This is a genomic window from Halorussus caseinilyticus, assembly GCF_029338395.1.
Classification (GTDB): domain Archaea; phylum Halobacteriota; class Halobacteria; order Halobacteriales; family Haladaptataceae; genus Halorussus; species Halorussus caseinilyticus.
Genome location: NZ_CP119809.1, coordinates 75,692 through 94,900, shown reverse-complemented (window position 1 = coordinate 94,900; position 19,209 = coordinate 75,692). Strand labels below are relative to the sequence as shown.

The 19,209-nt window shown below is 65.2% G+C and carries 23 protein-coding genes, 2 tRNA genes and 1 pseudogene; 8 read left to right on the top strand and 18 right to left on the bottom strand.

What is annotated here, in order from left to right:
- Together P2T60_RS00490 and P2T60_RS00485 are read right to left on the bottom strand one after the other, a co-directional pair.
- On the bottom strand, nucleotides 1-1,566 hold the full coding sequence (locus P2T60_RS00490; protein ID WP_276280595.1) for a DNA-directed RNA polymerase subunit B'': 1,566 nt from the start codon (nucleotides 1,564-1,566) through the stop codon (nucleotides 1-3).
- A gap of 2 nt (nucleotides 1,567-1,568) precedes the next feature.
- Nucleotides 1,569-1,796, bottom strand: a complete 228-nt coding sequence (locus P2T60_RS00485) for a DNA-directed RNA polymerase subunit H (protein ID WP_276280594.1) — start codon at nucleotides 1,794-1,796, stop codon at nucleotides 1,569-1,571.
- A gap of 297 nt (nucleotides 1,797-2,093) precedes the next feature.
- On the opposite strand from P2T60_RS00485, the gene P2T60_RS00480 reads away from it, so the two are divergent.
- The 4 genes from P2T60_RS00480 (at nucleotide 2,094) to P2T60_RS00465 (ending at nucleotide 3,227) form a co-directional block, all read left to right on the top strand.
- A tRNA-Asp gene (locus P2T60_RS00480) sits at nucleotides 2,094-2,166 on the top strand.
- Between the two features lie 171 nt (nucleotides 2,167-2,337).
- On the top strand, nucleotides 2,338-2,757 hold the full coding sequence (locus tag P2T60_RS00475; RefSeq protein WP_276280593.1) for a group I intron-associated PD-(D/E)XK endonuclease: 420 nt from the start codon (nucleotides 2,338-2,340) through the stop codon (nucleotides 2,755-2,757).
- A 131-nt stretch (nucleotides 2,758-2,888) separates the two neighbouring features.
- Nucleotides 2,889-2,961, top strand: a tRNA-Asp gene (locus P2T60_RS00470).
- 83 nt (nucleotides 2,962-3,044) lie between these two features.
- Nucleotides 3,045-3,227 (top strand): hypothetical protein, encoded by a 183-nt coding sequence (locus tag P2T60_RS00465; protein WP_276280592.1) that lies wholly within the window; start codon nucleotides 3,045-3,047, stop codon nucleotides 3,225-3,227.
- A gap of 25 nt (nucleotides 3,228-3,252) precedes the next feature.
- Here P2T60_RS00465 and P2T60_RS00460 read toward each other — a convergent pair whose 3' ends face one another.
- From P2T60_RS00460 to P2T60_RS00450, 3 genes are all read right to left on the bottom strand, one after another.
- Complete coding sequence (locus P2T60_RS00460) at nucleotides 3,253-3,603, bottom strand: fluoride efflux transporter FluC (RefSeq protein WP_276280591.1); 351 nt, start codon at nucleotides 3,601-3,603, stop codon at nucleotides 3,253-3,255.
- Complete coding sequence (gene crcB / locus P2T60_RS00455; protein WP_276280590.1) at nucleotides 3,600-4,016, bottom strand: fluoride efflux transporter CrcB; 417 nt, start codon at nucleotides 4,014-4,016, stop codon at nucleotides 3,600-3,602. The genes P2T60_RS00460 and crcB overlap by 4 nt, the downstream gene beginning before the upstream one ends.
- A gap of 66 nt (nucleotides 4,017-4,082) precedes the next feature.
- The gene (locus tag P2T60_RS00450; protein WP_276280589.1) at nucleotides 4,083-5,123 is read right to left on the bottom strand and encodes an ATP-binding protein; all 1,041 of its coding nucleotides are present in this window, start codon (nucleotides 5,121-5,123) and stop codon (nucleotides 4,083-4,085) included.
- Nucleotides 5,124-5,260: 137 nt separating this feature from the next.
- Here P2T60_RS00450 and P2T60_RS00445 point away from each other — a divergent pair, with 137 nt between their 5' ends.
- Nucleotides 5,261-5,710 carry a DUF7382 domain-containing protein gene (locus tag P2T60_RS00445; protein ID WP_276280588.1) on the top strand — a complete coding sequence of 150 codons (450 nt, stop codon included), beginning with the start codon at nucleotides 5,261-5,263 and terminating at the stop codon, nucleotides 5,708-5,710.
- A gap of 12 nt (nucleotides 5,711-5,722) precedes the next feature.
- Here P2T60_RS00445 and P2T60_RS00440 read toward each other — a convergent pair whose 3' ends face one another.
- The 6 genes and pseudogenes from P2T60_RS00440 to P2T60_RS00415 all read right to left on the bottom strand — a co-directional run bounded on the left by P2T60_RS00440 (nucleotide 5,723) and on the right by P2T60_RS00415 (nucleotide 10,614).
- Nucleotides 5,723-6,487 carry a protein-L-isoaspartate O-methyltransferase family protein gene (locus tag P2T60_RS00440; RefSeq protein WP_276280587.1) on the bottom strand — a complete coding sequence of 255 codons (765 nt, stop codon included), beginning with the start codon at nucleotides 6,485-6,487 and terminating at the stop codon, nucleotides 5,723-5,725.
- Nucleotides 6,488-6,513: 26 nt separating this feature from the next.
- Nucleotides 6,514-7,470, bottom strand: a complete 957-nt coding sequence (locus tag P2T60_RS00435; RefSeq protein ID WP_276280586.1) for a class I SAM-dependent methyltransferase — start codon at nucleotides 7,468-7,470, stop codon at nucleotides 6,514-6,516.
- 25 nt (nucleotides 7,471-7,495) lie between these two features.
- On the bottom strand, nucleotides 7,496-8,200 hold the full coding sequence (locus tag P2T60_RS00430; protein WP_420028691.1) for a protein-L-isoaspartate(D-aspartate) O-methyltransferase: 705 nt from the start codon (nucleotides 8,198-8,200) through the stop codon (nucleotides 7,496-7,498).
- 14 nt (nucleotides 8,201-8,214) lie between these two features.
- Nucleotides 8,215-8,868, bottom strand: a complete 654-nt coding sequence (locus tag P2T60_RS00425; RefSeq protein ID WP_276280585.1) for an HVO_0476 family zinc finger protein — start codon at nucleotides 8,866-8,868, stop codon at nucleotides 8,215-8,217.
- A gap of 446 nt (nucleotides 8,869-9,314) precedes the next feature.
- A complete protein-coding gene (locus tag P2T60_RS00420) occupies nucleotides 9,315-9,668 on the bottom strand; it encodes a CHY zinc finger protein (RefSeq protein WP_276280584.1) in 354 nt (117 codons plus the stop codon).
- A gap of 2 nt (nucleotides 9,669-9,670) precedes the next feature.
- Nucleotides 9,671-10,614: pseudogene (locus tag P2T60_RS00415) on the bottom strand (aminopeptidase).
- Nucleotides 10,615-10,862: 248 nt separating this feature from the next.
- On the opposite strand from P2T60_RS00415, the gene P2T60_RS00410 reads away from it, so the two are divergent.
- Together P2T60_RS00410 and P2T60_RS00405 are read left to right on the top strand one after the other, a co-directional pair.
- Nucleotides 10,863-11,876 carry a type II glyceraldehyde-3-phosphate dehydrogenase gene (locus P2T60_RS00410; RefSeq protein WP_276280583.1) on the top strand — a complete coding sequence of 338 codons (1,014 nt, stop codon included), beginning with the start codon at nucleotides 10,863-10,865 and terminating at the stop codon, nucleotides 11,874-11,876.
- Nucleotides 11,877-12,080: 204 nt separating this feature from the next.
- Nucleotides 12,081-12,482 carry an Hsp20/alpha crystallin family protein gene (locus P2T60_RS00405; RefSeq protein WP_276280582.1) on the top strand — a complete coding sequence of 134 codons (402 nt, stop codon included), beginning with the start codon at nucleotides 12,081-12,083 and terminating at the stop codon, nucleotides 12,480-12,482.
- Nucleotides 12,483-12,749: 267 nt separating this feature from the next.
- Here the strand turns inward: P2T60_RS00405 and P2T60_RS00400 are convergent, their stop codons facing one another.
- The 5 genes from P2T60_RS00400 to P2T60_RS00380 form a co-directional block, all read right to left on the bottom strand.
- A complete protein-coding gene (locus tag P2T60_RS00400; RefSeq protein ID WP_276280581.1) occupies nucleotides 12,750-13,616 on the bottom strand; it encodes an ATP-grasp domain-containing protein in 867 nt (288 codons plus the stop codon).
- A gap of 505 nt (nucleotides 13,617-14,121) precedes the next feature.
- Nucleotides 14,122-14,460 (bottom strand): VOC family protein, encoded by a 339-nt coding sequence (locus P2T60_RS00395; RefSeq protein ID WP_276280580.1) that lies wholly within the window; start codon nucleotides 14,458-14,460, stop codon nucleotides 14,122-14,124.
- A 160-nt stretch (nucleotides 14,461-14,620) separates the two neighbouring features.
- Nucleotides 14,621-15,151 (bottom strand): 50S ribosomal protein L16, encoded by a 531-nt coding sequence (locus P2T60_RS00390; RefSeq protein WP_276280579.1) that lies wholly within the window; start codon nucleotides 15,149-15,151, stop codon nucleotides 14,621-14,623.
- Between the two features lie 117 nt (nucleotides 15,152-15,268).
- Nucleotides 15,269-15,859, bottom strand: coding sequence for a metal-dependent hydrolase (locus P2T60_RS00385; RefSeq protein ID WP_276280578.1), 591 nt, complete (start codon nucleotides 15,857-15,859; stop codon nucleotides 15,269-15,271).
- A gap of 45 nt (nucleotides 15,860-15,904) precedes the next feature.
- Entirely contained in the window at nucleotides 15,905-16,768 is an 864-nt protein-coding gene (locus P2T60_RS00380; protein ID WP_276280577.1) for a hypothetical protein, read from the bottom strand.
- Nucleotides 16,769-17,195: 427 nt separating this feature from the next.
- Here P2T60_RS00380 and P2T60_RS00375 point away from each other — a divergent pair, with 427 nt between their 5' ends.
- Nucleotides 17,196-18,044: an aldo/keto reductase gene (locus tag P2T60_RS00375; protein ID WP_276280576.1), complete on the top strand. Its 849-nt coding sequence runs from the start codon at nucleotides 17,196-17,198 to the stop codon at nucleotides 18,042-18,044.
- A gap of 152 nt (nucleotides 18,045-18,196) precedes the next feature.
- Here the strand turns inward: P2T60_RS00375 and P2T60_RS00370 are convergent, their stop codons facing one another.
- Together P2T60_RS00370 and P2T60_RS00365 are read right to left on the bottom strand one after the other, a co-directional pair.
- The gene (locus tag P2T60_RS00370) at nucleotides 18,197-18,391 is read right to left on the bottom strand and encodes a cold-shock protein (RefSeq protein ID WP_137283947.1); all 195 of its coding nucleotides are present in this window, start codon (nucleotides 18,389-18,391) and stop codon (nucleotides 18,197-18,199) included.
- A 97-nt stretch (nucleotides 18,392-18,488) separates the two neighbouring features.
- Complete coding sequence (locus P2T60_RS00365) at nucleotides 18,489-19,184, bottom strand: carbonic anhydrase (protein ID WP_276280575.1); 696 nt, start codon at nucleotides 19,182-19,184, stop codon at nucleotides 18,489-18,491.
- Nucleotides 19,185-19,209 lie beyond the last annotated feature (25 nt).

The window sequence follows — 19,209 nt, the reverse complement described above, 5'->3', positions numbered from 1 at the left end:
TTAGTCGTCTGCGCTTGCAGTTGGTTCGACGCCTTCGATACCGGGGATGCCTTCGACACCCATCGAAGTCAGTTCTCGTTTCAGGCCCTGTTCGTCCTCGATGTTCTGGGAGAGTTCCATCGCCTGCGCGAAGTTCTTCACCAGCCCACAGTTCGGTCCCTCAGGGGTCTCGGAGGGACAGATGCGACCCCACTGGGTCGCGTGCAGGTCCCGCGCCTCGAAGTGTGGCTGACTCCGCGAGAGCGGCGAGCGGAGTCGCCGGAGGTGCGAGAGGACCCCCATGAAGTCGGTGCGGTCCACCAGTTGGGAGACGCCCGAGCGCCCGCCGACCCAGTTGCCGGTCGCAATCGGGTGTTCGAGTCGCTCGGTCAGCACGTCAGACCGAACCACGGTGTTGACCGACAGTTGGCGGTTTCGCATGTTGGCGCGCTCCAACTGGTACTTCACGTCCCGAGCCAGCTTGTTCAGCGCGGTCCGGAACAGGTCTTTCATCAGGTCGCCGCTGACCTTCAGGCGCTTGTTGGCGTAGTGGTCCTTGTCGTCGGGTTCGCGCCGTTCGAGCGCCAACTCGAAGCACGCCTCGGCCATCCGACAGAGGTAGTAGGCCTTGTTGATGCGCACGTCCTCCTCCTCGACGCCCTCCTCGTGGAGGTGGGGCAGGAGGTACCGGTCGATGACGTAGTTGGCGCGCTTGAGTTGGTAGTTCTTGCCCTGCCCGGAGGCGACGCGCTTGCCGAGGGACTCGATGGCCTCCTCCTCGGTCTGCACGTCGGCGGCCTCCAGATTTTCGAGCATGAACTTCACGATTTCGGGGTCGTCGGACACCCGGTGGACGATTTCCTCGTCGGACTCCAGTCCGAGCGCCCGGACCAGCGTCACGAAGTTGACGCTCCCCGAAACCGAGGGGAACGACACTTCGAGCAGGCCGTCGCGGGTGCGCTCGACCAACACCAGCGCGCGGTAGCCCCGGCGCTGGCTGAACGTCTTGGCGACCTGAATCTCGTCGCCGTACTTGGTGTCGTACTCCGCGAGAATCTTGTTCGGCGCGAGGTCCTCGCTCGTCATCAGGACTCGCTCGGAGCCGTTGACGATGAAGTAGCCACCGGGGTCGGCGGGGTCCTCGCCGATTTCGACGAGTTCCTCGTCGGAGAAGCCCGAGATGTTACACTTCTCGGAGCCGACCATGATGGGCATCCGGCCCACCTTGGTCTCGGTGGCGTCCACGACGCGTTCGTCTTCGCCCTCGCCCTTGACGATGGACATCTCCATGAACACGGGCGCGGCGTAGGTGATGTTTCGCAGTCTGGCCTCCTGCGGGTAGAGGAGTTCTTCGCTCCCGTCGGCCTCCCGCACGCGCGGGGTCACGATTCGAACGTCGCCCAGCTCGACGTGGACCGGCTCCTCGTCTTCCTTGTCACCGATGTCGGTGTCGATGGTGCCTTTCTCGTCTACGACTTCCTGCATGCCGCGGTTCAGGAAGCTGTTGAACGAGCGGTAGTGGTGTTCTGCGAGCCGTTCCTTCGAGAAGTACTCTCGGGAGATGGCACGTCTGTCTTCTCGGTTCATTATTATTCTACCACCAGTCGGTAGGTCGTCGCGGTGTCTGTCGTTCGGGAATCTCGCACGATTTTGATTACGTCACCGACCTCCGCGTCGTCCGGCAGTGCGGGGTCGGTGCGCTTGATTTTCGGCAGGTCGGTCGGTTTGATGTCGTACTCCTCCATCACGTCGTCTAACTCCTCGTCGGCGACGACGCTGTGGTCCGGAACCATGTCGTGTTGGCTTACGTCTACCATGTGTGGTGGGTTGTCTGGCAAGAGGGAGAAATGGCTATCACGAGATACTACAGGGCATTACACAGGGAATTCATTTAAGACTTGCTAAGTAGCCCGCGCACGGCTGACTGTTCGACCCACCCCGCCGGGACGTGACCGCGGGGAATACCCACAAATGTCACCGACTTCACGGAGGTATAAATCGTTTGGGGCAAGGGCACGTGTCGCAGGGAGTCGAAACACGGGACGCGGTGACGCGGCCGACTCGTTTGAGAAGCCTTAAGTTAAACCGGGGACAACGAAGAGATGCACTCGGAAGCCCGGGTGGTGTAGTGGCCCATCATACAACCCTGTCACGGTTGTGACGCGGGTTCAAATCCCGCCTCGGGCGCTTTCTTCCGTGAAATATCTTCCGACAAGTCGTAGCTCTATAACCAGTAATTACCTCACGAAGAGACTGAACTCTGTTAGCCGCGCGTTCGCGCAGTACAGGTAAAATAACCACCACCTTTTCGACTAAATAGCCGATATTATACAAGAGGCCGGGCTACTTGAAACAGCGATGGGCACCATCAACTCGAAGGACAAAGGTGACGAAACCGAAGCGAAAGTCATCCACGAGTTAATTTCGAACGGATACAGTGTCTCGGTCCCATTCGGAGATAACGACAAGTACGACCTGATAGCGGACGACGGAAAGAACTTGTATCGTATTCAGTGTAAAACAGGATGGAGAAATAAAGAAAATACGATGCGGTTCAACACTCATTCGCAAACCACCAAAGAAGGAGAGTACCACGAAGACACGTACTACGGTGAAGTAGATGCGTTTGTCGTCAGATATCCAGCAAACGAGACGCTCTACTGGATAGATATCGAAGAAGCGACTGAGCAGAAAATGGAACTCCGGTTCGAAGCAGACGTAGACCACCCATCGATTAACTGGGCCGAAGAATACGAGTTTGACGGCGAGTTATCGTGAATATTCCAGTCGCCTCTTCCTCGTTCGATAGAAGATGCGTTCGGATTTCGGCCCGTGATAACACAAGGCAAAACAGAAAGAAATCGGTATACATTAATATAGCCCGGCGAAAGGATAGTATGCACTCGGAAGCCCGGGTGGTGTAGTGGCCCATCATACAACCCTGTCACGGTTGTGACGCGGGTTCAAATCCCGCCTCGGGCGCTTTCTTCCGACGCCAACTCGTGAGCGACGAGTCAGTCGCTCGCGCCCGAAAGCGTAACTGGTAGTCGGTCGTTCGCCTCGACGTGAGCGAGGACGCCGACGGCGAACCTCCCGACAGATGGAACTTCCTGCACGAGGAGTTGATTCCGGCGCTCTTGCTCGTGGGCGTCCTGCTGTTTCTCGTTCCCGAACCCGTCACTTCGACGCTGGGCATCGTTCTCGTGAGTCTCGGCGTCGGCCTGTGGGTGTGGGACCTCCTTCGGTAGTCCGCGGACGGGTCGCCGGTCGGAGTCAGGCGAGCGCCGTCGCCGTCCATCCGCCGAGTCCGACCGCGAGCAGTGCGCCGACGAGGTTCAGCGCCGCGTTTCCGATTGCTTCCTGTCGCGCGCCGCTTTCGTAGAGTTCGACCGTCTCGACTGCGAAACTGGAGAACGTCGTGAACGCGCCGCAGAACCCGGTGCCGAACAGGGTCAACAGGGCGGCGTCGGCGGCGAGTCCGGCCGTCAGCGCGCCGAGAGCGAAACTTCCGAGGACGTTGACCGCGAGCGTGTCGCGCTGGCGGTCGGGTATCCGCGACCCGACCGCGAACCGCGAGAGAGCGCCGAGGACGCCGCCCGCGCCGACCAGCAGGAAGGGGTTCATCCCGTCACCTCCCCGACCGCGGCGCGTCCCGCGAGGACGGCGACGAACCCGAGCGCGTAGTTCGCGCCGACGTTGGCGACGGCCAACGTCGGCGAGAGCGCGGCGGTCTGGACCGCGAAGGTGCTGTAGGTCGTGAACGACGAGAGGAATCCGGTACCGAGGACGAGTCGGGTCTCGGCGCTGAGTCGGCCCGATAACTCGGCCTCGTAGAGGAGAGCGCCGAGCGCGAAACTTCCCGCGACGTTGACCGCGAGCGTGCCCCACGGAAAGCCGCCGGGGAACGCCGCGGCGACGGCGTGACGGAGAATCGCCCCGGCGAACCCGCCGACCGCGACGAGCAGAAGGGGTTCGAGTCGTTCGAGCCAGCGAGCGCCCGGGTCCTCGGTCGCCGAGTGAGCGTCGGTCTCCGACATTCGATACTCGTCGGAGACCAGCGCGGCGACGGGCAAACGGCTTTCGGAGCGGGTCGGTGCGGGCTTTCATCGGTCGCTCGCGCTCGGATTGTCGCCACCGTGGGGCGTCTCGCGCTCGCGGACCCGGACCGCGTGGACGCTCTCGGTGGCGTCGTCCACGAGCAGAACGTCGCCGGGCGCGTCGGGCAGGCGAGCTTCGAACGAGGTGAGGTAGGTCGGCCGGGCCTCCGTGAGGGCGTCGATGTCGGCCCGCGAGGTGAGGCGGTGGGCCAGCAGGAGGTCGGCCTGCGAGACTGCGACTGCCGGGAGCGCGCTCGGTCGCTGAGTCGCCGCGACGAGGCTCAGACCGGGCTGGCGGCCCCGCGTGAGAGCAGTCCGGAGCGCGGAGGCCGCGATGCCGTCGAAGAAGGCGTGGGCTTCGTCCACGAGTAGCCACGGGAGGCGGGGAGGGAACTCGCGGACGCAGTAGTCGTAGAGACCACTTGCGACCGCGTGCAGGACCGCGTTCGCGGGCGCGGGGTCGAGACCCGAGAGGTCCAGCACGGTCCCCGCCGGGGTTTCGGCGAAGTCGCTCGCGGTCAGGCCCTCCGGCGCGAAGACGCCCCACGACTCGGCCAGCGCGAGGTGGTTGTCGGCCGACCGGCGGGTCGCGCGGTCGGCCTTAGTGTCGGCGTCGGCGACGAACGCGCGCATCCCGTCGAGAGTAGAGCGCCCGGCGGCGGCCTGCCACACCAGCGCGCCCGTCGCGGCGTCCGGCGCGAGTCCGAGCAGGTCACACCACGCCCGCGGCGCGAGCGAGTCGGCGGTGACGCGGGGGCGTGCGACGACGTTCGCGCCGAGGTCCGCGAGCGACGAGAAGACGCCCATCGTGTCGGCGACGACCGGGACGACCCCTTCGGCGCGGACGATTTCTTCGGCGAGAACGCCGAGCGTGTACGATTTCCCGTAGCCGCGTTTGCCGACGACGAGTCCGGCGTGGGGACCGTCGAGGTCGATGCGGACCCGCGCGCCGGGGCTTCCGTCGCGGGCGCGGTAGGTCCCGAGGGAGCCAGAGACGGCGGTTTCGCGGGACGGTTCGGGGTCGCGGCGACCGAGGACGTGGGTCACGGGCGGGGTTCGTCCCGTCTCCGTACTTCAACCTTCGGGAGGTCGATGCGGTGATGTGAGGGTCGGAACCGGCGACGACGGCAACACGAACCGTAGCGGACGAGGGTTTAAATCGGAGAACGGGACGAACCCCGTCCATGCGAACTTTCCGACGATTCCGGTCCGACTCGCGCGCAATCGAAGGCCTGCCAATCCGTCTCGTCATCGCCCTCGTGGTCGGCGTCGCCAGCCTCGGCGTGATGATGAACATGCTGTCGGGCGTCGGCGGTCTCACCGTCGCTGAACTCGACGCGAAACCCGACCCCGCGGTAATCGGTCCCGAGAGCGAGGACATCGACATCGTGGTCGTGGACCCCGACGGCGAACCGGTCGAGGACGCGACGGTGGTCGTCACCGGTGGCACGGCGACCCTCGACGACGTTGAGACCGAGACCACCGACGAGGACGGCGAAGTCAGCGTCCACGTCGCCCCCGAACTCGGTCCGAACCAGCAGGAGGGCACGCTGGAGGTGCGCATCAAACCGCCCGCCGGAAGCGACTACGCCGACGAGCGCGAGAACACCGCGATACTCGTAATTCGGGACTGAGGGCCGAGCGAATCAGTCCGACAGGCCCTCGTCGCCGTCCCAGTCTATCCAGTCGCGCTCCCACCCGGTCCGGCGCTCGAGGGCACGCTCGGCCCGTTCGCGGTCCTCGCGGACGGTCCGGTTGCGCTCGATGGAGTCGGCTTCCTCGCCCGCCACGAGAAGCGGCGCGAACGCCACGGTGCCGAGCGGACGACCCTTCTGGTCGCCCACCTCGTCGCCCTCTATCGCGGTCAGCGACTGCTCGCCGACCCCGACCGGGATGACCAGTCTACCGTCCGAGGCGAGTTGCTCCACGAGCGGTCGCGGTGGGTCGGCCGCGGCCGCTTCCACGAGGATTCGGTCGAACGGCGCGTACTCCGGCAGTCCGCCCGACCCGTCCCGACAGTCCACGAAGACGCCGTCGTAGCCCGCAGACGCGAGGGTGCGCCGGGCGTCAAGCACCACGCTTCGGGTGATGTCCACCGCGTGGACGTTGTGTTCGCCGACGATTTCCGCGAGGACCGCGGCGGTGTAGCCCACGCCAGCGCCGACGACGAGGACCGAATCGCCCTCACCGGCGTCGAGGGCTTCCAGCAGTCGGGCCGCGGTACTCGGCGCGAGGACGCGGGTGCCCCGATGCTCGAAAGACCGGTCGGCGTAAGCCAGTCGGTCGTCCTCGACGAACTCGTGGCGCGGGACCGCACGCATCGCGGCGCTGACGCTCTCGCTGGAGACGACCCCTTTCGAGGGGTGTTCGAGGCTATCGACCATGTCGTCGCACAGCACCGCGAGGTCCATACGTCCCCCGTGGTGACGAGAGAACTTCAATCGCCCGGCCGCCGTCCCGCGATGATTTGCTGGTCGAGACCCGGCACGTCCCGGACTTCCACGTCCACGAACCCGGCGTTCCGAAGCCATCCCGAGAACTCGTCTTCGGTGTAGGTGTCGCCCGCGTCGGTCTGGGCGAGCATGTGCGCGCCGAACAGCGCCGCGTCGTCGGCCCGGTCCCGTACCTTGTCGGTCAGCACGACCGAACCGCCGGGTTCGAGGGCGTCGAACGCCTCGGCGAGAAACTGGCGGTTCGCGTCGGGACTCAGCGCGTGAGCGACCCGCGAGCAGAACACGAGACCGAACCGACCCTCGGGGAGTTCGTCGGTGATGTCGCCCTCGACCAGTTCGATGGGTTCGTGTTCGAGAAACTGCCGGTCGATGTCGATTACGTCGGGTCGGTCCACGAGCGTCACGTCGAACCCCCGCCGGACGAACTCCTTCGAGAAGACCCCCGGTCCGCCTCCCGCGTCCAGCACGCGCTCTGCGTCGGGGTTCCGGTGGACCGCGGCGGTGACGCTGGCACGGACTGCGGCGTCGTCCACGGTGGCCATCGCGCCCACGAAGTTGGTGGTCCAGTCCTCGGAAGTCGCCTCCGGAGCGGGCGGTTCGCCGGACTTCATCGTCTCCGGGAGTCGAATCCAGCGGTCCACGCAGTCGAGAGCGTGGGGCACCGGCCCGACCGAGCGCACGTCGGCCTTGGCGACGAACCCGAGCGCGCGGTTCGTAATCTCGTAGCGGATGTCGGTTCGGTCGTCGCCGTCGGCGGCTCTGCCGCCGACGGCTTCCAGATAGCCCAACTCGGCCATCGCTTCGAGGACGATGCGGGCGGCGCGTTCGGTGACGCCCGTCTCGTCGGCGACTTCCGCGGGCGTCTCGGCGTCGGTCGTGACGGCTTCGAGGACCCCCGTCTCGCGGGCGGCCCACAGGAGTAGAGCTTCGCGGTAGTCCATGTCCGAACGATGCGGCGGCGTCGGCTTAGTCCTCCTGCATCGGGACGAACCGGACCCCGCCGCGGGTCTCGCGGTCGAGGCTTCCGTCGGCGCGACGGCGCGCGAAGACGAGATGCTGGCCCGCCGAGCGACCGGCGGGAGCGTTGATGGGACCGAGTAGTCTCCCTTCGGGCCGGACCTGTTCGACCACCGCGGTCGGGAAGTCGGTCGCGGCGCAGGTCAGGTACGCGGCGTCGTAGGGCGCGAACTCGGGCCATCCCTCGTGACCGTCGCCGACCCGGACCGAAATCGCGCCGTAGCCGAGGCGGTCGAGTCGTTCGCGGGTCTCTCGTGCAAGCGATTCGTGGTACTCGACACTGTGGACGTTCTCTGGCCCGACCACCTCGGCCGTGACCGCGGCGTGGTAGCCGCATCCGGTCCCGATTTCGAGGACGCGCTCGCCCGAATCGAGGTCGAGCGAATCGACCATCGACGCAACCATGTGGGGCGCGCTGATGGTCTGGTCGCTCCCGATGGGGAGCGGTCGGTCCTCGTAGGCCCGGTCCCGACTGGTCGCCGGAACGAACTCGTGGCGCGGGACCGCACGCATCGCCGCAAGAGTCGATTCGCCGAGGCTCTCGCGCTCGGCGAGTCGCGCAACCATCCGCTCGCGGGCGGTCCGGTAGTCGTCGGCGTCTCGATTTCGGTCGTCGGCGTCCCGGTCGTGTTCGTCTTCCCCTCCCCCGAACATGCTAGCTCACCGCGTTACCACGCCGACCACGCCGACGACGTTTCGTCGTCGCCGTAGACGCGCTTTACGTCCTTTGCGACCGCGGTGTCGCCTTTCTCGCCGAGAGGGTTGAAGTCGTAGCCCGTCGCGTCGTCGCGGACCGCGATGGACTTGACTTCGAACTTCTCGTCGCCGAACTCCTCGACTTCGCCGACCTCGAACTCGTAGTCGCCCGGCACGTCGATTTTGACGCCCCGAGAGTCGTCGCGGCGGCCGTCGGTCGGGTTGATGGTGACGTTGACTCGAACGTTGTCCACGGCGCGGGTCCAGAACGTCTCCACGTCCTCGACCTTCGCCTCGTCGGTGCGCTTCTCGTCGCCCAACTGGAGGTCGGTGATGCGCACGACCATGATTGCCTCGGGCGTTTCGAGGACGAACTCCTCGCCGACCGCGACGGTTTCCTCGGGCGGGGCGTCCGCGGTGGCGGTGAACGACTCGCCGTCTTGGGAGACGATTACGTCGCGCTCTACGTCTTCTTCTCGCTCTATCGCCGTCTTGTGGACGTGACTGCACTCCGTACAGCGCACGGTAAACTGCCCGCTCCCCTCTTTGAGTACCTCGTGGACCGTCTCCACGTCGGGCGAGCAGGACGGGCAAGTCACCGCGACGCGCTCTGCGGTTTCGCTCATACTGTGGTCGTCTACGTAGTCCGCGCGTAAAAGCGCGTGGAGTTGGGCGTTCGTGGTTCGGTGGTCGGCCGTTCGTGATTCACGGAGTCGGACGGACCCGAACGCGAGCCGAAAGTGAGGAACGATATTTGATTCCCTTAGCAATATATTTATATACTTGAGAATTATATATAATTTCCTTTACGGTCGGCGCGTGCGGGCGCGGCCCGCGAGTGGCCGCGCCCATCCGCGCGAGGGCTGAGTAGCGCAGGGTGTGAGCGAATGCGAGCCCCGAGCAACGCAGGCGGTTGGAGAGGACGAGGCGCGGTGCTATGCGGTTCTGATTGGCTCGAGGCTAAGCTCCCTCCCGACTCCCACGAACCATCGCAAATCCCGAATATAGCCGACTAAGACGCTGTAGCCGCCCGAAAATCCGAACCCGAAACCGCAAAGTTCCGAAATCCCGACTACTCCCCAAAGTCGAAGTAGCGGTCGTAGTGGTCCCCACATCCCGGATTGAACGCGACACCGCACTCGGGACACCGATGTTCGCCGTCCACGAACTCCCGCGGCGTCAGTTCCGCACCGCAGACGCCGCACAGCACCGCCGACTCGTCGCTCTCGACTGGCAGGCGCTCGGCGTCGTGGTCCGCCGCGGCGTCGTGACACCGGAAACAGGGGAAGTACGACTCACAGCAGGCGAACCGCAGGGCCACCACGTCTCGCTCCGAATCGTAGTGGGCGCACCGCGTCCCCGGTCCGACGCCGACGCCGCGGACTCGCTCGCCGTGAATCTCGCGTTCCGCCCCCGCTTCGTCCATCGTCAGGGCTGGGGCAGTTCGATTTCCTCACCGTCGGCGTACACCGTCGGTTCCCGCAGGATGCCGTCGAAGTGGATGGGGGCCTCGGTGTCGCCGCCGATGCCCGCGTCGTCGCCGATGGCGATGTGGACCGTGCCGCCCGCCTTCTCGTCCAACAGGACCGACCCGACCAGTTCCGTGACCGCGACGTTGGTCCCGATGCCGAGTTCAGCGAGGTTGTAGGCCGCGTCGCCGACTTCCTCGGCGGCGTCCTCGACCAGTCCGCGAATCTCGTCGTCGGAGATGCGCGTGACCTGCCCGTCCTCCACGTCGAATTCGAGCGTCTGGCCCTCCTCCAGCAGGCCGTGGGGCATCATCGTCCCGTCCACGACGTAGGTGCCGTCGGCCGTCTCGGGGCTGACGAACACCTCGCCCGCGGGGAGGTTCGAGAACTCGCCCGGTTCGTGGACGATGCCGGTGTCGTCCAACCACTCCCGGTCGCCCGGTCGGAAGGTAACGTCGGTGCCCTGCGGCGAGGTGACGCGAATCTCGTCGGCACCTTCGACCTGCGCAAGCACGTCCTCGCAGTGGTCGGCGATGGCGTCGTAGTCGGCCCGTAGCCCGGTCGTGAACACCTCTTCGGTGATGCCCGGCAGGGTCGCGCCGCGCGCGCCCGCCTCGTTCGCGTCCCCTCGGGCGCGGGTGTGGCTCAGACTCTTGGTCGTCGGCGCGAGGAACACGTCGCTGGCGGCCATCGCCGCCGAGACGGGTTCGGGCGGTTCCGCGCCGTGGCAGCTCCCGGCGGGAACCGGATAATCGTCGCGTCGTCGGTGACTTCGCTGGCCACGTCGTAGAGGGCTTCGCCGATTTCCTCGCGCTTGTCGTCGGTGACGATGCAACAGGACTCGGTTTCTTCGAGGGCGAGACACTGCGTGATGGCGGTCTCGGCCGCGTCTCGGAGGCTCATGTTCGGCAGGTGGTCCGGGGAGAGGTTAGGTCTTGTCTTCGTGAGCGTAGCGAACGAAGGCTCGGAAGCCACGGTCGTCTTCCGGCGTCTTCGCGGACCGTGGACCGGAGACTCCAACGATTTCCGATTTCCGCGACCGAGACCGAGGCGAGCGGAGCGCCGAGAACAGGACTTACTCGCCCTGTAGTTACATTCTCATCGACCTCCCTCGAAACCATTATGCGCGTCGGCGTTGGAATCCGAAGTACATGCTACGGGTCGGAATCAACGGCTACGGGACGATTGGCAAGCGCGTCGCGGACGCAGTACGCGCGCAACCGGACATGGAAGTCGTCGGCGTCGCCAAGACGCGCCCCAACTTCGAGGCCGAGCAAGCTATCGAGAAGGGCTATCCCCTCTACGCCGCCGTCGAGGAACGGGTGAACCGATTCGACGAGGCGGGCATCGAACTCTCCGGGATGGTCGAGGAACTCGTTGAGGAGAGCGACGTGGTGGTGGACGCCTGCCCCTCCGGAATCGGCGAGCAGAACTCGGAGATGTACGCCGAGTACGACACGCCCGCGCTGTATCAGGGCGGCGAGTCCGCGGACTTCGTGGACACCAGTTTCAACGCCCGGTCGAACTTCTCGGACGCTAACGGTGCCGACCACGTTCGGGTCGTCTCGTGTAACACGACCGGTCTCTCGCGTCTGGTCGCGCCGCTCCGAGAGGAGTACGGCGTCGAGAAGGTCCGAACGACGCTGGTCCGGCGCGGCGGCGACCCCGCCCAGACCAGCCGGGGTCCCATCAACGACATCGTTCCGAACCCGGTCACGCTTCCCTCCCACCACGGTCCGGACGTGAACACCATCTTCCCGGACCTCGACATCGACACCCTCGGCCTGAAGGTGCCCGCGACGCTGATGCACATGCACAGCGTCAACGTCACGCTCGAATCCGAACCCGACGCCGCGGACGTTCGGGAGTTGCTCGAAGGCGAGTCGCGCCTGTTCGTCATCCCCGAACACTTCGACATCGACGGCGCGGGCAAGTTGAAGGAGTACGCCCAAGACGTTGGTCGCCCGCGGGCCGACATCTGGGAGAACTGCGTCTGGGGCGAGTCGGTGACGATGGAGGGCGATGACCTCTACCTCTTCCAAGCCATCCATCAGGAGAGCGACGTGGTGCCCGAGAACGTGGACGCGATTCGCGCGGTCACGAACGCCGCCGACGCCGCCGAGAGCATCGAGACGACGAACGAGGCGCTCGGGATGGGCATCTAACCGGCGTCTCAAGCGGTTCTCAAAAAAGTCGAAGATTGGTTAGCGGGGACGATTCCACAGACTGGGGTTAGTAGGTTATCGGACTCATAGTTCCCCGGCCAAAATTATGCCTCGATAACATTTATATTTTCTTGCCGAATTCACAATCCGTCGGGGGGTTCCGAGTGCCAAAGGCTTTTGCTTGCATGCCTCCTACTCTCGTACATGAGACGAGACGACCGCGACGACCCTTTCGACGACCTCTTCCGCGAAATCGAGCGCATGATGAACGAGATGATGGGTGACGACTTCGACATGCACGTCGAACGCGGCGGGACCGGCGGCCAGACCGGGTTCGGCACCGAGACACACGTCGATATTCACGAGGCCGACGACGTGGTGCGCGTCATCGCCGACCTCCCCGGCGTCGAGAAAGACGACATCGACCTCAAGTGCGACGGCGAGATGCTGACCATCAGCGCGGTCAGCGACCACCGCGAGTACGACGAACGAGTCCGTCTGCCCGCGCAAGTCGACGAACACTCCGCGACGGCGACGTACAACAACGGCGTCCTCGAAGTCAACTTCGACAAGGCCGAGGACTCGGCGGACATCGACGTGCAGTAGACGCGCTCGGAGGTTCGTCTCTCTTCGATTTTCTCGGGGGGTCGGTGATTGTACCCGCTCTATACCGTAAACGACCCGATAGAGACCGCGACGAACGCCCCCGCCCGCTCGCGGTCGGTCGACCGAGCGCACCCCCGTCGGCTATCCCGCCGAGAGCATCCGCTGTGGTCCGCGCCGACGAGTCCAAGACTGGAAAATATTTCTTTGGAGAATATACAAGTGTCTTTAACACTCGGAGAAGTTGCCGAAAGCCCCGAAACCGCCGTCTCACTCTTGGGCCGTCTCCCGAACCAGTCCGGCGAGTCGGTCGTAGAATCCCTCGTCGTACTTGGTCTCGGCGTCGATGGTCGGGCGGGCGTTGGTCTCGTTGACCACCGCGCGGCCGTCGGTCACGAGGATGTCAACGCCGAGGAAGTCGATGCCGAGGGCGTCGGCCGTTCGCTCGGCGAGGGTCCGGAGGTCCGCGGGGAGGTCCACGCCGGTCGCCACCGCGCCGCGGTGGACGTTGTGCTTCCAGCGTTCGCTGTCGGCGTCGTCGGGAATCCGGCGCTCGACGCCGCCGACGCACTCGCCGTCCACGACCATCGCGCGGTAGTCGGTGGCGTCGGGGAGGTACTCCTGTACGAGGAAGGACTTGTCGCCGGTCGCGCGGTAGTCGTGGACCAAATCGAGGTAGTCGGTCACGCCGAGAAACGAGTCGGCGTCGCCGACCTTCGCCACGCCGACGCCGCGCGTCGTGGAGTTGGGTTTGACAACGACCGGCGGGTCGAATCGGTCGAAGGCCGCCAGCAGGTCCGACTCGTCGGAGGGGTTCGAGACGAGGACGCTGTCGGGCACCGGAACCCCGGCGCGTCCGAGTCGCGCAATCGCGCCCGCCTTGTTCCGCGAGGTCAGAATCGACTCGCGGCCGTTGACCCACGGCACGTCGAGAAGCGCGTCCACCACCCCGCCCTCCATCGCCCGCGAAGGGTAGACGAACCCGGCGTCGAACTCGTCGGGCGACCACGGCGGGTCCGCGAGCGAGAGAGACCGGCCTTCCGCGGTGACGTGGTGGACCGCGATTCCGCGCTCGGCGAGGGGGTCGCGCATGCGCTCGAACGTCTCCTCTCGGTAGGCGACCGCGAGGTCCAGCATATCCGGACGGTAGGAGTCGGGCGGTAAAAAGATGCGTTTCGCGGCGGTGGACGTGACAAAACGAGACGGTCGCAGTATGAACTGTGGAGTCCTGAACCGCGACTAACGAGGTGAAAAGCGCCCTACGAGTAACGTGTTGGCGTGGAATTCCGTCGAGAGTAGCATCTTAGAAGGAGTCACCGGCAAGCGACGGAACGAGGAGTACAGAGCGACCAAGATTTTCGAGATTCTAGAACGACCGCCTTCGACGTACTGACGGACGTATCGGTCCGGCGTCCCCAGTCGGAGGAATCAGTCGATGAAAAGTGCGTCTATGGACATTCCATCGGAAGCTTCGTGCAGTGTTCTGAGTGTAGCGGAGACCGTGAACTACGTCTAGTAGCTACATTTCGGCATTCGAAATCTAACTAACTGGTAGAATAGCACCGCTAAACGAAATCGAGGACGGGAAATCGTAGCGAAGGCGCGCCGAGACGGGCCACTTTCTATCGATTTCGACCGGACGCTACGCCGAGGTAATCTCCACGATTCGTCCGTCCGAGGCCCTGAAGTACGCCGACCGCCCCCAGTCGTAGTCCGCCGGTTCGCGGTAGACGCTGAGGTTCTTCCCGGAGAGGCGGGCGAACGCCTCGTCCACGTCCTCGACGGCGAACGTGTAGTGGTCTTCGCACGGCAGGTCGCCGTCCGCCGGGTCGTAGGTCTCGTGGACGAGGACTTCGACGCCCTCCACGTCGAAGAGTACCTTCGACTCCTCAGCGAACACCGGTTCGCCGACGGCGTGTTCGTAGAACTTCGCCGTCGTCTGCACGTCGTCGGTGAAGATAGCGACCTCACGTAGTTCCATACGCTACCCCTCTCACAAATCGGTAAGTTAATTTCGATGAACAGGAACGCGCCGAGTTCGACCGTCCGGCGTCCGCGTCGGTCCCGGCGACGTAACGCGACCGCTCTCGGTCGGACTGTCACCGGCGGTCAGTACCGAAGTCGAAAAAGTGGGAGTCGGGTTACGCGACCAGAAGCTTCTCGCCCTTCTCGACCTTGACGCGGCACGGCGGCGAAATCTTGTTGTAGGCGCGCCGGAGCGCGTCCTTCACGACGGGTGCCTGCTCGGGGTGGCACCACGCGGTGAAGATGCGGTCGTTGCGCTGGATGCGGGCGGCGGTGCCGACGACCTTACCGAACGCCTGTCGCATCCCGTCGGAAACACGGTCCGCACCCGCACCGGTCGCCTGCTTGTTCTCTCGGATGACGTGGTGGGGGAACTTGCGGAGCATCATCTTGTAGTTCTTCTCGCCGAGTTCCTTCAGGAGGTGGCGGTTGGCCGAGAGGCGCGAGGCTTCGAGCGCGCCGTGTCGAATCTGGCACTCTTCCTCGGTGACGAGGCTGATTTGGACGGGGTAGTCGTCCTTGTTGGCCTTGAGGTCGCCCATCTGGTGCTGTGCGATCTTCGAACCGGGGATGCCGGTGATGTACTCGCGTCGGGTGTACGGCGGCTTGCTGATTTCCCGGTACATCGAGGCGGGTTTGTCCGACATGGTTATTACTGGAGTCTGAGGGTCACGCGGCGGATAAACCCTTCGATGCGCGGTAGGGCGGTTCGGCGTCGCTCGCGCCCGAGACCATCGAGAACGGCTCACACGGCGACGGTCCCGTCACTCGTCGATTAGGTGGGCGGCGAGTCCGGCCGGAAGTCGCTCCGCGACTTCCTCGCCGAAGTCCACGAGGCGCTTCCGGACGAGAGCGTAGACCGTCGAAACCCCGAGGAGCGCGAGGACGGCCTGCTGGAGCGGTTCGGCGTAGAGGACGCCCGGCACCGCGAACGCGGCGGCCGCCAGCAGGTCCTCGGGCGCGCCGTCGTAGCGAATCCACCGGCGCGGGGCGACCCACCGGCCGTTGAAGTGGTCGTAGACGGCCTCGTCGGAGGTGGCTTCCCACGGCCGGAGTTCCAGACCGCCGCCGAGGGCGTCGCTGGCGGAGTGAAGCGCCGCCGACGCGAGGAAGGCCCCAGCCGCTACCGTGACCGTCGAGGGCGCGAGCGCGGCGAGCGCGAGCGCCGGAATCGCCGCGAGCGAGAAGTACACCGGGAAGTGGAGGTCCTTCCGGTGGTCACCCGCGAGGTCCAAGTCCGGGAACAGACCGCCCGCCCCGCCCGCCGCGATTGCGACGGTGGCGTACTCGGGCGCGACGAACAGCGCCACCGCTCCGAGCGCCATTCCGAACAGGGCGTGAGTAGTCGCCATCATCGTAGCCGTGAGTAGGCACCCCGACTACTCAAACCTGTTGCCGACTCAAGGACGGAATACGGCGAGCGCGAGCGCCGACAGCACGCCGCCCTCGACGAACCCCGCGCCGTGGGCGAAGACGTTCGTGAACCGCCCGTGGTTCACGGGGTCGGCCGGGAAGAGACCGTAAATCAACCAGACGAGCAACGCGAAGACGAGACCGACGTACAGCAGGTCCACTCCGACCTGCTGGTAGTGGTCGCCGCCGAAGGTTCGCCCGCGCGCCCGCGAGACGATACCCGAAACCGCCAGTGCCAACCCGCCGGTCACGGCCGCGCCTTCGAGGAGGGTGACGCGCGCGGCGTAAATCCAGAGCAGTTCCCCGAGCAAGAGCAGGACCGCGAACTGGCCGACGAAGAAGACTGTCTCGCGCGAGTACGACCGCCGGAGGTGGACCGCTACCGCGACCAGCAGGAACCCGCCGAACCCCGCGACCACGCCCGAGAACCCCCGCGAGACGGGGGTAGCGCCGGGGAACCGGGTTTCGAGGATGGCGTAACTCGTGAGGTTGACCGCGACGGGGAGGACGGCGAGCAACGCGAGGAACGTCCGGCGGAACCACGCCCGGTGGTCGGCGTGGAGGCAGACGAGGTACGTCACCAGCGACAGCGAGACGTAGCCGCCGAGGTTGCTGAGCAGGTGGTCGGTCCCGGCGTGGACGTACGCCGCCGTCAGCAGGGTCGCGGGCGCGAACGCGGCGTGGTCGAACGCGAGGCGGTCGTGGACCGCCGCGGGAAGCAGAAACTGGACCGCGACGAGGACGACGCCGACGACGCCGATGGCCGCGAGGTCGGCCGCGACTGCCGACCGCGGGTAGCCGAACGCCTCGGACTCGGCGGACAGGTCGAACCTCGCAGGGGCGTCACTCATTGCTGGGTGACGTTCGGGAGCAACCCCCAAAAGAGTCGCCCTCGTACGAGTTCGGAAGGGAGACTCTACTCACCGACAATCGGTGGCTGTAGCCGACGACCATGGCGGTGAGCGACGACCAGTGGCGGTGAGCGACGACCAGTGGTCAGAGCCGACGACTGGTGACCGTCCGACATCCCGGCGCGCGGGCGCGACCCGCAAGCGGTCGCGCCCGTCCGCGCGAGGGAGCGGCCGCGTTCAGGCGGCCGCGAGGCTGGGGAGGCGTGAGGCCCGCGGCGGCGGTGCGGGGCGGTTGCGGTGCTGTGCGGTCTGATTGGTTCAAGCCCGTCGCTAGCTTCTCGTCCTCTCCCACGGGCACGATTCTCACCGGGTTCTGCGAGACGAGTTCCGCCAGAACGACTATTGAGGCCACAGACGCACGGGGTGTATGGTCGAAGTCAGCGAAAATCAGAGCGATACGTTCGACATCGGCGGCGAACTGACGGTCAATCGCCTCGCGTTCGGCGCGATGCGGTTGACCGGCGAGGACATCATCGGCCCGCCTGACGACGAGACCGAGGCCCGCGAAGTTCTCCGGCGCGCGGTCGAGATGAACGTCGATTTCGTGGACACCGCCGACTCCTACGGACCGGGGGTCAGCGAGCGCATCGTCCGCGAGGCCATCGACGCCGACGACGCCGTGGTGGGGACCAAGGCCGGACTCCTCCGGAACCGGTCGGGCGACTGGATACCCCACGGCGGCCCCGACTTCTTCCGGAATCAGGTCCTCTGTAGCCTCGACCGACTCGGCGTCAAGAGCATCGACCTCTACCAGTTGCACACGCCCGACGTGGACTGCTCGTTCGAGGACGCGGTGAACACCTTCGCGGAGTTGAAAGACGACGGACTCGTGGACCACGTGGGCCTGAGCAACGTCAGCGTCGAGCAGTTGGACGAGGCCCGCGAGATGGTCGAGGTGGCGACGGTTCAAAACGAGTACAACGTCGGCAACCGCGACCACGAGGACGTGCTGGAAGCGTGTGAGGACGCCGGAATCGGCTTCATCTCCTACTTCCCTATCGGCGGCGGCGAACTCGGCGAGAAGAAGTCGGTACTGGAGGACGTGGCCGGGAACCACGACGCGACGCCGCGACAGGTCGCGCTGGCGTGGTTGCTCCAGCACTCGCCGGTGACGATACCGATTCCGGGCACCTCCAGCGTGGACCACCTCGAACAGAACGTCGCGGCGTCGGCGCTCGAACTCTCCGACGACGAGATGAACCGACTCGGCGAGTAAGCACGCCGGACCGAAGTCTCACGACTCTCCCGTTCGGTCGCTACGATTCGGACGAGTGGCTCGCTACGCCGATTCGGTCGCTACGGGCGCGAACGCCGTCGCTACCCGGTCAAAAAAACGAAGTAATTAGTTATTGCAAAAGTCCGACCGAATTACAGTCGCTGGACGTTGGTCGCTCGTGGACCCTTGTCAGCCTGCTCGATGTCGAACTCGATTTCCGTTCCCTCTTCGAGGTCCGGGCCGCCAACGTCCTCCATGTGGAAGAAAACGTCCTCGTCCGCGTCCTCAGTGTCAATAAAGCCGTAACCGCCGGTGTCGTTGAAGAAGTCGACCGTACCTTTCGCCATTGCAACTATAGCAAGGGCCGGGTTACGGATAAGACTTCCGAGAGAATCGATACCACGGATTCGGTATCGGAGGCGGAGACGCCACGAGGGCCGAGCGTCAGTGGAGCAGACTCGCCACGTTGTCGGCGTACTCCGAGGGGAGTCGGTCGGCGATGGCGTCCGGGTCGGTCTCGCCGTCGTCGTTGACGAGGTAGGTTCGACCGGGAACGTCGCCGTAGACGCGCTGGAAGTCGTAGACGAACCCGTAAACCGACGCCGAGTCCGGAATCGCGTCGGCCTCCCGGAGGAACGCGACCTGCCGGTTGACGTTGTACTCCACGAGCCGGTTGACGACCGCCGACTCGTCGTCGGCGGCGTCAATCGCGTCGTCTTCGAGGCCGTCCTCGACCACCGGGACGAGACTCAGGACCCACTTCTCGATACCGGGGTAGTCGGCACCCTCGCCCTCGGTGACCGCGCGGTAGGCCGCCGTGACCGCGCCACAACCCGTGTGACCGACGACCGCAATCGTCTCGGTGCCGGTGTGGGCGACGGGATAGAGCAGGTTGCCGTTGACGACGCGTTCGCCGTCGTAGTCGTCCCACGCCTGATTGCCGATGTTGCTCGGCGCGAACAACTGCCCCGGTTCCGTGACGTTCCACATCCCCTCTTGGGAGACCCGCGAGTCCGAACAGCAGACGGAGACGACGCTCGGTCGCTGTTCGTCCTGCACGTCGGCGAAGTGGTCCGACGGGAGCGATTCGACGTGTTCGCGGTTCCCCTCCAACAGGTCGACGAGCGTCTGGTCGGTCATATGTGATACACCGATTTCGGAGGTT

Bases quoted from the DNA above. Each gene is read 5' to 3' on its own strand.
- P2T60_RS00390 (WP_276280579.1), bottom strand. From the start codon at position 15,151: ATGTCGGACAAACCCGCCTCGATGTACCGGGAAATCAGCAAGCCGCCG.
- P2T60_RS00485 (WP_276280594.1), bottom strand. From the start codon at position 1,796: ATGGTAGACGTAAGCCAACACGACATGGTTCCGGACCACAGCGTCGTC.
- P2T60_RS00375 (WP_276280576.1), top strand. From the start codon at position 17,196: ATGGTCGAAGTCAGCGAAAATCAGAGCGATACGTTCGACATCGGCGGC.
- P2T60_RS00460 (WP_276280591.1), bottom strand. From the start codon at position 3,603: ATGAACCCCTTCCTGCTGGTCGGCGCGGGCGGCGTCCTCGGCGCTCTC.
- P2T60_RS00445 (WP_276280588.1), top strand. From the start codon at position 5,261: ATGCGAACTTTCCGACGATTCCGGTCCGACTCGCGCGCAATCGAAGGC.
- P2T60_RS00425 (WP_276280585.1), bottom strand. From the start codon at position 8,868: ATGAGCGAAACCGCAGAGCGCGTCGCGGTGACTTGCCCGTCCTGCTCG.
- P2T60_RS00370 (WP_137283947.1), bottom strand. From the start codon at position 18,391: ATGGCGAAAGGTACGGTCGACTTCTTCAACGACACCGGCGGTTACGGC.
- crcB (WP_276280590.1), bottom strand. From the start codon at position 4,016: ATGTCGGAGACCGACGCTCACTCGGCGACCGAGGACCCGGGCGCTCGC.
- P2T60_RS00380 (WP_276280577.1), bottom strand. From the start codon at position 16,768: ATGAGTGACGCCCCTGCGAGGTTCGACCTGTCCGCCGAGTCCGAGGCG.
- P2T60_RS00385 (WP_276280578.1), bottom strand. From the start codon at position 15,859: ATGATGGCGACTACTCACGCCCTGTTCGGAATGGCGCTCGGAGCGGTG.
- P2T60_RS00420 (WP_276280584.1), bottom strand. From the start codon at position 9,668: ATGGACGAAGCGGGGGCGGAACGCGAGATTCACGGCGAGCGAGTCCGC.
- P2T60_RS00395 (WP_276280580.1), bottom strand. From the start codon at position 14,460: ATGGAACTACGTGAGGTCGCTATCTTCACCGACGACGTGCAGACGACG.
- P2T60_RS00405 (WP_276280582.1), top strand. From the start codon at position 12,081: ATGAGACGAGACGACCGCGACGACCCTTTCGACGACCTCTTCCGCGAA.
- P2T60_RS00400 (WP_276280581.1), bottom strand. From the start codon at position 13,616: ATGCTGGACCTCGCGGTCGCCTACCGAGAGGAGACGTTCGAGCGCATG.
- P2T60_RS00475 (WP_276280593.1), top strand. From the start codon at position 2,338: ATGGGCACCATCAACTCGAAGGACAAAGGTGACGAAACCGAAGCGAAA.
- P2T60_RS00430 (WP_420028691.1), bottom strand. From the start codon at position 8,200: ATGTTCGGGGGAGGGGAAGACGAACACGACCGGGACGCCGACGACCGA.
- P2T60_RS00410 (WP_276280583.1), top strand. From the start codon at position 10,863: ATGCTACGGGTCGGAATCAACGGCTACGGGACGATTGGCAAGCGCGTC.
- P2T60_RS00365 (WP_276280575.1), bottom strand. From the start codon at position 19,184: ATGACCGACCAGACGCTCGTCGACCTGTTGGAGGGGAACCGCGAACAC.
- P2T60_RS00440 (WP_276280587.1), bottom strand. From the start codon at position 6,487: ATGGACCTCGCGGTGCTGTGCGACGACATGGTCGATAGCCTCGAACAC.
- P2T60_RS00435 (WP_276280586.1), bottom strand. From the start codon at position 7,470: ATGGACTACCGCGAAGCTCTACTCCTGTGGGCCGCCCGCGAGACGGGG.
- P2T60_RS00490 (WP_276280595.1), bottom strand. From the start codon at position 1,566: ATGAACCGAGAAGACAGACGTGCCATCTCCCGAGAGTACTTCTCGAAG.